Below are 12,753 nucleotides of genomic sequence, written 5' to 3' on the forward strand. Positions count from 1 at the left end.
TTTTTTTTTTTTTTGTTCTGGAGCCTGACTTCAGTCATCAATGAGGTTTGTGGGCTGACGATTTCTGGTCGTTCCCAGCCCTCATCCCTTAGACAAAGACCCGCAAAAGTTCTCCCGTCCATCTTTACTTAAATTACCTTCCAAAGCTTTGGTTGCCTTGAGGATCCAATCGCTTTATATCTTTTCTTTCTGACAATCCTTTACTGAAAGACAGCAGTGAAAAAATTGTTGTCATTCGAATTGTTCTTTGATCCAAGGGAAATCCAATGCGTGTTGGCATTTTGTGCCTGATGCAGGAATCAAATACCTTCCTGAATCAACCGACTAAGCTTCATCACTTTGCAGAAGATCTTTTGCTGGTAGGTGAGGAAATTCGAGAGCAGCTGGCGAATACTCACCACGAGGTCGCAGGATTTTTTACAGGCCTGGAAAAAGGAGGGTTGGAGGCGCTGCCACTCTTTGCGGCTCGGGCGATTCCATATGGAACGATCCAAAAGGAAGTTTTTGATCAGTTGCTTGAAAAAATGTTCAAGCAGGTGGAGCAGGCTGGTCCATTGGATGGTTACCTGGTCGCTCCTCATGGGGCGACTGTCAGTGAACAGCCTCGAGATGCTGATGGTCATTGGCTGAAGCAGCTTCGGGAAAGAGTAGGATCAAAAGTCCCCATCATCGGCACGCTGGATCTACACGCAAATCTCTCATCACAGATGGTCGCATCCACGAATGCTTTAATAGCCTATCGGACGAATCCCCATCTTGATCAATATGCACGTGGATTGGAAGCTGCTGAGTTGATGAGCAAGACTCTGCTAAGTGAAGTGGAGCCTGTTCAGCGAGCTGCCTTCTTGCCCCTCGTGATGAATATTGAAAAGCAGTGTACAGATTTGTCTCCCTGCAAAGAACTCTACGAGCTTTCAGCACAGCTACGTAAGAAGAAGGGACTGCTATCGTTAAGCATACTGCAGGGCTATCCCTATGCAGATGTAGATGAGATGGGAACCTCAATCCTGGCAGTCAGCGACAAAACTTCTCTGGTTGCTGAGCAGACCTTGGCGGAGTTGTCCAATTATCTTTGGGAACATCGAGCTGATTTTAATGGGACTGGTGTGCCAATTGATCAGGCGATTGATTCGTTGAAGGACGACTCCAGTTCAACCTGCTTACTGGACATGGGTGATAACGTGGGAGGTGGCTCGCCTGCGGATGGAACGCTGATCGCGCAAGCATTATTGAGTCAAAGAGTTCGAGATTCCTTTGTCTGTCTTTATGACCCAGAAGCCGTGTGTCAAGCTGAGGATGCAGGACTAGGCTCTGAACTGAAGCTGGCAATGGGTGGAAAAACAGATCAACTTCATGGAGAACCGTTGATTGCTAGCGTGGAAGTCATTGGAATTTATCCAGGAAAGTTTGAAGAACCCCTAGCCCGTCATGGTGGTTTTACACATTTTGATCAGGGATTGAGCGCGGTCGTTCGCTCTAGGGCAGGACTGACCATTCTGCTGACCAGCAAACGGATGGCACCCTACAGTTTGGAACAATTACGTAGTTGTGGACTTGATCCAGGAAGCTTCAGTGTCCTGATTGCCAAGGGCGTAAACGCTCCGATTGCTGCGTATGAGGAAGTGTGCTCCCGCTTTATTAGAGTCGATACTCCAGGAGTGACAGCTTCTAGCTTGAGTCACTTTTACTATCATCATCGGCGGAGACCGATGTTCCCTTTTGAAAGGGATTTTGAATGGTCATTTGCAAGATAGGCTCGACCATAACTTAATCTATGGAATTCCAGTTCAGAAGGTAAGACGTAACAATTTTTCTAATATCCTCTGTGGCTCTGACTGAAATTTTGGTTTTGTTTGAAATCTCATGCTTGGCAATTGCATCAAATATTTGAACAGCCACTAAAAATCTTTCAAAAAACTCCTCCTTACCCCTTTTCAGTTCGCTACGAACACTCCAAAAAAATAGCTCTGACATCTCCAACATTAATTTCTCATCAATAGCTTTCGCACTATCTGGGAGACTAGGTGCGTAGAAAACCTTTTGGGCAATAGGATGTTCGTTTAAGAATTTAATATTTTCGTCTAACAGGAAATGAATTCTTTCTTCAGAAGATTGAAATTCTTTTGCTTTTATAAGTTTTAGATTATCTAGTAATTCTTGCCCTAACTCCTCCACTATCATCACAATCAAAGATTCTAAGTTTTTAAAATAGTGATAAATAGAAGGTAGTGGGACTTCAGCTTTTTTCGCTATGCTAACAAAAGAAATTTCTGAAATATCCTCAAGCGCTATCATCTCTTTCGTCGCATTGAGTAATGCGTCTCTCCGCTGGTTCCCTCGTTTTGTCTTGTAGCCACTACTCCTAGCTTTCTTATTCTTCGAATCATTTCCTATCAGAGTTGTCATAACAGCTGTTGCGAATTTTGAAGCGATTGTGGATCAGGCCTAAATTGATTTCCTGAAATCAGCAAAATCAGAATCTCTGGTTTTTTGATGATTATCTCACTCAATGAAATGAGATGTCTATATCTATCGGATGTTTGTCCGGATGTCAGTAGATAAAAATGAAATATATTTGATTTTTATTATTATGAGGAGGATTCTGCAGAATCAAAAAACAATGGTCAGGAGAGTTTGATTGAAAAGCTGAATTTAATCCAAGAAACAGAATTCAACACAAATATCTAGGTCATATGAAGTTGATACAATTGATATTGTTATTTATTTTAGCAGGTTGTGCTGGTGGAGGCAGTGAAGGAGAGGGAGAAAAGGGTGTTATTTCCCAAATATCGGATAATGCGACCTTTGTAGTTGCCAATGAACTCGAGGCTCAACTAATTGCTGCCAACTTTGATTCAATTTTCGCAACTGCCGTGAAAAATGGAGCCATAGAAGCATCATCCCAAGAGCCGAATGACTTGCTCTATGTGATTCCAGCAGCGTTTGAAGGCGCTTACGATGTGATCACCAATGCAGGATTGGATGAGGAACAGCAGGCAAAAGCTTTTGATGTAATTATTGAGTCTTTGTTGGCCAATGCCGTAGGTATGGACTCCACAGATAGTGGTGCTTTGACAGCCAGAATTGATACTGTATCGGATCAGGTGCAAATAACTTCTGATGCTGATGGCCAGTTCTCTGTAACAACATCCAATAAGAATCTACGGATCCTAGGAACAGCAGAAGATTACAGCGGGGTTAGGGGGGTATTACTCGCCGATATCTATGGTGTCTCGGACCTCGATACATCCAAAGCAGTTAGCTATCAATGGCTTTCAGATGGCAATGCTATTTCTGGAGCTACCGGCAAAACGCTGGACATGGGGGATTTTTTCAGTTCTGTCCAGTACAAAGACATTACCGTTCGACTGACATACACCAACACATCAGGTCAACAAACTTCGATCACATCCGCAGTAATGCCTTACGAGGGCTTCCGAATCGTCGCCAATGCTGAAGATGGCAGAAACGAATGGTCGGGTGAAACCGCCTCAGTCGAAGTCAACAATTCGGTCAATCCCTATCCCTTGAAGGAAAGCTACTCCAAAAACGGCACAAGTAGCACAAGTGGAACGAGCGCTGGGAGCGCTCACAACATCACAGCTGTTAGAGCAGTCGACGAAGGGATCACAGCCCGAGAGGGCGAGAATGTCATTCGCATTTATGCGGATGGCAGCAAAAGTAATCGCTCAGAGCTAGCCCACCTCAATAATGAGACAACCTTTAAGTCGGGTGAGGACTACTACTTCTCCGGAAGCTTCTACGCCTCAAGAAAGGAGTGGGATCCAATAGTAGCTGGTGGATCGACAGTTATCACCCAGCTCAAGCAATACGGAGGTGGAGATCCTAACTTTGAGCTGCGCCTGAGCAACAATGGTGACTACAAAATGACCTGGCGGGCCGTTCCCCATGACCTTAGCAACTACCAAGAGATGGGATACGCCATCCCTGATGCATGGAATGATGTGAAGATCTATGCCAAACACTCACAAGGCAGTGATGGTATTTTTCAAGTTTGGCTGAACAGTGAAAAGGTCATCGATTACAGCGGCGCCACGATGTATCGCTCCGCCGAAGGCTATCTCAAGTTCGGGATGTACACAGAGATTTACGACGAACGTGTCATCTATTGGGATGCGATTGATATTTCCGATCATCTGACAAAGGACTTCAACACGTGGCTCAACTCCGGTGACAATCTCCCAAGCATCACAATCAACGGAATCAGTGACAACCAACAATTTGCTAAAAGCAATATTATTGTTGTAAGTGGCACTGCCAACGACCCTCCTGGAGATCAACTCGGCAGCGCTGGAGGAATCCAATCTGTTGAATTATTTGCTGGTAACACCCGACTTCAATCCACAACAGAAGCCAGCTTTAGCTTTTCTGGTCTTAATCTTAGCGACGGTCAGCACACTCTGCGTGTGGTGGCCACAGATACGGACGGTAATGAAGCTGAGGAAACCGTTACGATTTGGATTGGCAACAGGGCGCCACAAGTTTCAATTGACTCCAGCACCTATCTTCTGGGCTCTTTCAACACTCAATCAAGCATCAATCTGTCAACAACTGCTTCTGATCCTGATGGAAGTATCGTCAAGGTTGAATTCTTAGCGAACGGCCAACTGATCGGAACTGCCAGTCAAGGCAGCAGTGATCAATACACCCTCAGTTGGAAGCCAACGACCGCAGGTGCGTATTCCATCCAAGCAAGAGCAACAGATAATCAGGGCGCCATTACCCTTTCAGATTCAAAAGTGGCTCTTTTTGACAGCAGCATCACGAGCACCACCCTTAGCGCGATTCAGGATGTAACGATCTTTCAAAACTCCACCAGAACTGGAAATTGGTCGGAGACAGAAATCTATGGCAGCGAATCATCACCAAAAATTGCTCTGGTTGAATTTAATTTAAGCGACATCAGCTCCGCTAAATACATTCAATCGGCATCGTTTCGTCCTTACGTCATCAAACTCCAAAACTCACCGGGAACGTTCTCAATTTATGCGGTGGGAACTGAAAGTTGGAGCCAAACCTCGGTGAATTGGTACAGCAAACCCAGCAAAGGAAAGCTGATTGACACCATCACTATCGGTGCAACAGGGAGCTATGCAAACTTTGATGTCACAGAAGCCTTGCAAATTGCTGTCGATGCCGGCCAAAGCAAAGTCACACTCTGGATCGAAGACAGTGAGCAAGAACAACAGCGCTTTGACTTTGCCAGTGAAAACAATGGTTCCTACAACAAACCAGCACAATTAATTGTAGAGAGCGCAACGACAGCCCTGCCTGATCCTGTTGAAGGAAGTAATCAGCTCAATACAACACCAGATACAAGTGCGCCCACCTTTGTCTCTGCTGCAAATTCGTCTGTGAGAATACTGGGTAGCGCGGAGTATCCATCTCGGATGGTGTACGGTCATCGAGCTCAGGATACAGGTGGTCGGATCAAGGTGGATCTGACTTCGCTGGAAGCTTTGGATCCTAACGGAGGTATTTCTTATCAATGGTTTACAGATGGAGTAGAGATTCCAGGCGCAACATCCCAAGAACTAATCACTACAGATTACACTGACTATACTGATGAAGCCGACCTTCATGTACAGATCAACTATACCAAGCTTGATGGAAGTAGTGAGACAGTAAAATCCCCTCTATTTAATTACTACGACTGGAGAACACAGACAGGAGCGGAAGAGAACACCTTAATCGGAGATAATCCGACACCATTTTGGGAGACCTATAGCTACAACAAGGACAGCAGTAATCACGGCAAGAATGGAGATCTTTTCACAGACAGTGAGATTCACAGTATTGAACCAGTGCTAGCCAGTGTAGCTGGCATTGAGCCTGGAAATGGAGCGTACGTAATAAAAATTCGAGCTGATGGCAGAGAATATGGTTCAAGAAAGCTTCAGAGTTATAGCAAACGCTCTGAGCTAGGGAGTCGAGATTGGAACACCCGAATCAGAGAAGATTCTGAAGTTTTCTACTCAGCGAGCATCTATTTCCCGAGCGAGTACTGGGACCAAAAGACCAAGTATTCAACGATCATTATGCAACATAAGCAGTATGTTGGTGGTCAGCCTAATTTTTCGATTAGAATGAGTAACACTGGTGACTACAAACTGTTTGTGCAGAGCAAGTATCATCTCGCTAAGAAAAAACATAATTCCTACCATATTGCGACCCTCAAACCAGACCATTGGCATGACCTGAGAGTACATTTGAAGCCAGGAGATAAGAGGTCAGGTTTTCTCAATATTTATTTGGATGGTGAACGAATCTTTGAATATGAAGGAAAAACTCTGACAAAAGCCTGGATGACAGTTTCCTGAAAATTGGTATGTACACGCAGATTCGGGATGAGCGGGTAATCTATTTTGATAATGTTGAGATGAGCAACAAAATCCATGAGAGCGTTGAAAGCTGGGTTACAACAGCACAACGACTAGATGCAGATAGTGGCTCAGACGGATTTGTTGATGCTAGCGATGCTTTCCCGAATGACCCACCTGAGTGGATAGACACCGATGGTGACGGAATAGGAAATAATGCAGACAGTGATGATGATAGTGATGGATACGCAGATTTAGTGGACAATTGTCCACTTGTTGACAATCCAGATCAGTTGGATACAGATAACGATTTGCAGGGCGATGTGTGTGACTCCGATGATGACGGAGACTCAGTGCTTGATTATGCTGATGCGTTTCCACTTGATCCTGATAAATCAGAGGATAGAGGGCTGTCAACCATGCTCGGTAACTTGACAACTGCAGTTGCTACCAAGGGTTTGGATAGTCCAGCCATGCTACAAACTCTTACTGAATCGCTTGTTCGAAACCTGCCAACCCTAGGAGTCAGTCCGGAGGAAATTGAACAAACATACTCAGAAACGATTGTTCAAGCTACAACTAGTGTGGTGATGGAAAATGAGACGGAAAACCTGGACAGTCTATTGGAAGCGCTTGGTATTGGTGTGGTCCAGGGAGCCAAACAGATCAGCACGGTCAATGTGGATATTGCTTCAATTGCACAGGTCACTTCAGAGACCCTGACCACGACAGCGGCAGAAGAGGATCCAGAGTACGTAGTTTCAGAGAAAGTGATTACAGATTTAGTGAATGTTGCCAAAGAAAATAAGGAGTCATTAGCGAGTCAAGGTGCCCTACAGATTCTTGGTACTGCAGAAGATTACAGCGGGGTCAGAGGGGTCCTGCGCGCGGACATTGATGATATCTCCGACCTGGATCAATCAAAAACCCTCAGCTATCAATGGTTCGCCAATGGCGAAGCCATAGGAGGAGCCACAAATCAAAGATTGGATGTTGGTGATTTCAAGATCTCAATAGAAAACAAAGACATAACGGTGCAACTCACATACACCAACACATCAGGGCAGCAAACAACCATTACATCGCCAAAAATTCCCTGGGGCGGCTTTCGCGTCACAGCAACTGCAGAAGACGGTAGAAATGAATGGGCCGAGGAAGACACGGATGAAGCAGTTGATAATTCCGTCAACCCCTATCCATTGAAGGAAAGCTACTCCAAAACGGCACAAGTAGCACAAGTGGAACAAGTGCAGGGGCTGCACATAATATCACCTCGGTGAGAGCCACCGATGTAGGCATCACTGCACGAGAAGGAGAAAACATCATTCGCATCTATGCGGATGGCAGCGAAAGCAATCACGCTGAGCTATACCACCAAAACGAGACGAAGTTCAAAGAAGGAGAAGACTTTTACTTCTCCGGTAGCTTCTACGCACCAAAAGAAGAGTGGGATCCTGTCACAGATAGTACGACCATCATCACCCAACTCAAGCAATACGGTGGGGGTCGACCTAACTTCGCGCTCAAGCTAAGTAACGAAGGCGACTACAAGATGTATTGGATTGGATATGAGCATGGCATTACAGATAACCAGGAAATTGGATATGCCATCCCTGATGCCTGGAATGATCTAAAAATTTACACCAAGCATTCACAAGGCAGCGATGGGGTCTTCCAGGTTTGGCTGAACGACAAAAAAGTTGTCGATTACAGCGGCGCAACCATGTACAAGGACGCCGAAGGGTATATCAAATTCGGGATGTACATGAACATCTTTGATGAGCGCATTCTTTATTGGGATGCCATTGATATCGCCGATCACCTCGCGAACGACTTCGACACCTGGCTCGACTCTGGCGACAACGGCGTCAGCCCACTGGATACCACCGCACCAATCTACTTCTCTACCGCCACATCAATAGACGGCACCAAGGTTATCCTCAGCTACAACGAGACGCTTTCCGCCACAACGGCTGCCGCCTCTGACTTCATCGTCAACGTTGATGGTTCTGCTGTTTCCATCTCTGGCGTTGCCACATCCGGCTCCACAGTTGAACTTACTCTCACCACAGCCATCCCTTCAGATCAGACTGTTACGGTTGATTACACAGACCCCTCCTCAGGCGATGACACCAATGCTATTCAGGATGCTGCTGGCAATGACGCTGCTTCCCTAAGCGGTACGACATTCACCAGCAACTCGACAGCAGGCACAAGCGCAACAACAAAATTGTTCGCAACCCAAGATGCCTCGATCAAAGAAAATAGCAGCACTAATGGAAACTGGTCCAAAAACGAAGTCTATGGAGGTAGCACCCCGGTTATCGCGCTCGTTGAGTTTGATCTAAGCTCTTTCAGCCAAGGGGATGGAATTCAGTCAGCCACATTTAGACCCTACGTAAGAACTCTCAAGAACGACCAAAGCTCCACGTTCTCAATCTATTCAACCACATCAAAAGAATGGAGCCAAAGCTCTGTTCAATGGAGTACGCGGCCGCTGAAAGATCAACTCCTCGATAACGTCACAATCTCAGCGAGTGGATCATACGTTGATTTTGATGTCACTAGCGTCATCCAAGCTGCAATCAACAGTGGCCAAAGCAAGGTCACGCTTTGGATTGAAGACTCGGAAGAAGAGTATGAGGGATTTGAATTTGACAGTGTAAACAATAACACCAGTTATCCCAACGAACCTGAACTTGTCGTTGTTACCGGAGAACCTGATGGAGACGCAGACACTACTTCTCCAACCTTCTCCTATGCTGTAGCTTCCTTTGACGGCACCCAGGTTTTCTTTGTCTATGATGAGGTCCTCTCATCTACCACTGCCGAAACCTCTGCTTTCACGGTCAACATTGAGGAAACTGAGGCCAACATCAGCAGTGTCGAAACCTCAGGTTCCACGGTTGCTCTTACCCTCACATCTGTAATCACCTCCGGGCAATCCATTACCGTTGCCTATAAGGATCCATCTTCAAGTGATGATGCCAATGCGATTCAGGACTCTGTGGGTAACGATGCTGAGTCCCTGAGCAGTACCTCGGTTACCAATCTTTCAGTGGCGGTTGATTCGGACGGTGATGGGGTTTATGACACATGGGACAACTGCCCGATAGACCCCAATACCAATCAGTTCGATACGGATGGTGATGACCAAGGTGATGTTTGTGATGCTGACGACGATGCTGACGGAGTTCTGGACACGTTGGATAATTGCCCCTTAGAAGCAAATACAGATCAGCTTGATACAGATTCTGATGGAAGGGGTGATACCTGTGACTTTGATGATGACGGGGATTGGGTTTTAGACCAGTTGGATAATTGCCCACTAGATGTCAATTCTAACCAACTGGATGGCGATGGTGATGGGCAAGGTGACGTCTGTGACACTGACTTAGATAATGACAACATTGCAAATGATGTTGACAACTGCCCACTGGAGGCCAATACAGATCAGTTAGACAGTGATGGAGATGGGCAAGGCAATGACTGTGATTCTGACGATGACAGGGACACGATTGTCGATTCCTTGGATAACTGCCCACTGAACGCAAATGCTAGTCAGTTGGATTCAGATGGAGATGGCATTGGCAATGTCTGTGATTCAGACAACGACAACGATGGAGTTGCAGACTCAAGTGATGCTTTCCCGAGTGATCCTAACGAGTGGGTGGATACCGACAGCGATGGTATTGGGAACAATGCAGACAGTGATGATGTCGGCGATGGAGTCGCCGACAGTAGCGATGCCTTTCCGTTAGATTCCTCGGAGTCAGTTGATACCGACAGCGACGGTATTGGGAACAATGCAGATAGTGATGATGACGGCGATGGAGTAGCGGATTCGAGTGATGCGTTTCCATTGGATTCATCCGAGTCTGTTGATACAGATAGTGATGGTATCGGTGACAACTCAGATAACTGCCGAACAAATGCGAACGCAGATCAGGCTGATGCGGATGGAAATGGAACTGGTGATGTGTGTGAGACAACCACAGAAAAAACAATCAACGCAAATAGAGACAATTCTGTTCATTCAAGGTCAGATGAAGTAGGCGTCAGACATAATTGGGATAGAGTTGAGATTTTGAGTAAAGGAACTTACACCGTTGCAGGATTATTCGGATTTAATTTGTCTGATAACATCACAAGTAGCCAAACGGTCGACAATGCAACTCTCAGGCTGACAATTGATGAAATCAACAATGCTAACAGTAGCAATGATTATCATGTTTATGGAACTAATGATGACTGGAATGATAATGTTACTTGGAATTCTTATTTTAGTAAGAAGCCAAACACCGGCTACAGCTTTAGTAGTCTGGATAATAAATCAATTACCAGTACGACAGCATATGAATTTGATGTTACTAGTTATGTGCAAACAGTCCACACTGCGGCCAATACGGGTATAAGCTTTTGGGTAGAAGATTTGGATAATTCATCTCAAACAATTGAAGTGCAGACAGACAGTAATGGTGGAATGCGAGCACAACTGATTCTTAGTGTTCGATAAATTAAAACTTTGGAACACGGATGCGTTAGTGTGAATGGACAGCTAAGTTTTTTCTAAGTTTGCGTCCAGATTGTTTAACTCCACATCAGGTTAAAGGTGCACAAAACCAGTTGTAATAAGATTACGAAATACTTAATTGGTAAAGATTGGAGAAGAAATTCCCCAGTGTCCATTCTTGAGTCGAACTCTTGCGTAAGCCCATCGGTATTTGCATTTTTCAAAAAATTTTGAATCTAACTGAAAGGCTACCTCTTTTGAATATTGGAAAGGTAGGCTTAAGCCGATTCGGTAGGCTGGAGAATCTATAGGACCCAAGTTTCCTGAAATACTTCCCTTGGTAAGAGCTTGAATTGGTAAATTGAAAGATTCTTGATTCATTTGGACTCTAAGCTTTGCTGAAGATTGATAGGTGATTCGTAAAGCCAGCCCTTGAGTAGAAGAAGTTGAGTTTGTTGTATTGCCCCAAGTACGACAATGAAAATGAACAGAGCTTTCACTGAGCTGATCCCAACCCGCATGTTGAATTGGAACTTCAGTTGTTCGTTTGTCTAGGGGAGAAACTACTTCAAACCCCCTGAACCGCGGGATGACTTCCAAAATCGTGGCTCTATCCAGTTCAAGACTTACGTCCCAGTTTGCCGCCTTACCTCTTTCACCCCATCCTAGCTCAATCCATACAATTGCTTCCTCCGTATCCTCGAATTCCTCGGCCATTTTGCGCTCTGAAATCAAAGGCATGTGCCAACAATGCCGTTGTTCTGGCGTGAGCAATTCAATGTAATCAATTGGTCTGGTAGACTGGACTTCAATCTTTCCTGGTTCACCGAGATCCTGACATACCGATCCTTGCAGTTGATTCCCAACAGCAAACTTGAGTTGCATTAGATCCCCAGTCATTGCCCAAGTTCGCTTCGCATTTAGAGCTTCCCAGATATCTTCACGCCGATCAATGCTGGCCCAAATGCCTGTTACACCATGTCCATAGCTGCCAGGATGGGCGCTGTGATGGTCTGTGTTGGCAATCACACCAAATTGATGGCCCAGCCCCAACCCGTAGCGCATGCAGCCCTGGTGTTGCTGAGGCCCCATAGAATGGAGAAAAGGCCTGTCTGAGAGATCTTCTTCTGCAAAACCATGTGCTGAGGCAATCTCTACTAAAGGAGTCAGTGGATTTTCAAAACTATTCCAATTGACGCCCCTTGCCCCTTGGCGATATCCAATGTGATGTGGGAAGATCAAATAATTCTCTTCAAGTTTTTCTTTGAAAATTCTTTGTCGAAGTTCTTGTGGAGAGTCCTCTAAGATCATCTTGGTGAGTGGGTCTAATCCAACAATGGTGTAATCACCATGTTCGTTTGAATGAATCTCATAGCCTGGAAGTAGAATGATCTTGTGCTCTGATTCTGCTTTGGAAATTCTTTCAAGATAAGAGTCCCAATTTTTATGCAGTTTGGCGAAACCACGTTGGTGAAACTGAACGATATGTTGAATTCTCGGATCATGCTCATCCATGTCAGGCCAAGATGCATGACCGGTAATAGACGCAAAATCTAAACGTAAAGCTGCATTTTTTATTGCATCCCCCAAGCTGCCGTGTGCATAAGAGATGTTGCAGTGATTATGGATGTCTCCATAAAGAGCTTGGTAAAAAGAATCTTTTGATTCAGGCATTATCGGAATCTTGAAAGAATTTCCCTTATTGAGAATGAAGGGTTAGTTTTTTGTTTAAGTATATCCATTTAGAAAATCTACAATCATCCAAGCATCTAGAATTGATATTTCTAAAAAGTGATAAATGAGGTTCTTTTATCAACACAGTCTTCACTGTTTGGAGACTAAGTTCCACTACAACTGAAAGTATTTAGTTGGAGCAAGTGAGTAAATTTGCTGACATCT

6 protein-coding genes are annotated in these 12,753 nt (G+C 45.0%); 4 read left to right on the top strand and 2 right to left on the bottom strand.

What is annotated here, in order from left to right; translation table 11 throughout:
* The first annotated feature begins 266 nt into the window (after nt 1-266).
* A complete protein-coding gene (locus tag P8O70_00250) occupies nt 267-1,754 on the top strand; it encodes a M81 family metallopeptidase (GenBank protein ID MDG2195314.1) in 1,488 nt (495 codons plus the stop codon).
* Between the two features lie 13 nt (nt 1,755-1,767).
* On the opposite strand, the gene P8O70_00255 is transcribed toward P8O70_00250, so the two are convergent.
* Nucleotides 1,768-2,406, bottom strand: a complete 639-nt coding sequence (locus P8O70_00255; GenBank protein MDG2195315.1) for a TetR/AcrR family transcriptional regulator — start codon at nt 2,404-2,406, stop codon at nt 1,768-1,770.
* 287 nt (nt 2,407-2,693) lie between these two features.
* Here P8O70_00255 and P8O70_00260 point away from each other — a divergent pair, with 287 nt between their 5' ends.
* The 3 genes from P8O70_00260 to P8O70_00270 are packed head-to-tail and all read left to right on the top strand — an operon-like array spanning nt 2,694 to nt 10,857.
* Nucleotides 2,694-6,341 (top strand): heparin lyase I family protein, encoded by a 3,648-nt coding sequence (locus P8O70_00260; protein MDG2195316.1) that lies wholly within the window; start codon nt 2,694-2,696, stop codon nt 6,339-6,341.
* A gap of 8 nt (nt 6,342-6,349) precedes the next feature.
* Nucleotides 6,350-7,621: a thrombospondin type 3 repeat-containing protein gene (locus P8O70_00265; GenBank protein ID MDG2195317.1), complete on the top strand. Its 1,272-nt coding sequence runs from the start codon at nt 6,350-6,352 to the stop codon at nt 7,619-7,621.
* The gene (locus tag P8O70_00270; GenBank protein MDG2195318.1) at nt 7,618-10,857 is read left to right on the top strand and encodes a thrombospondin type 3 repeat-containing protein; all 3,240 of its coding nucleotides are present in this window, start codon (nt 7,618-7,620) and stop codon (nt 10,855-10,857) included. Before P8O70_00265 ends, P8O70_00270 begins: the two co-directional genes overlap by 4 nt.
* A 132-nt stretch (nt 10,858-10,989) precedes the next feature.
* On the opposite strand, the gene P8O70_00275 is transcribed toward P8O70_00270, so the two are convergent.
* Complete coding sequence (locus tag P8O70_00275) at nt 10,990-12,528, bottom strand: DUF3604 domain-containing protein (protein MDG2195319.1); 1,539 nt, start codon at nt 12,526-12,528, stop codon at nt 10,990-10,992.
* Nucleotides 12,529-12,753 lie beyond the last annotated feature (225 nt).

The sequence above is a fragment of the SAR324 cluster bacterium genome (assembly GCA_029245725.1).
Classification (GTDB): domain Bacteria; phylum SAR324; class SAR324; order SAR324; family NAC60-12; genus JCVI-SCAAA005.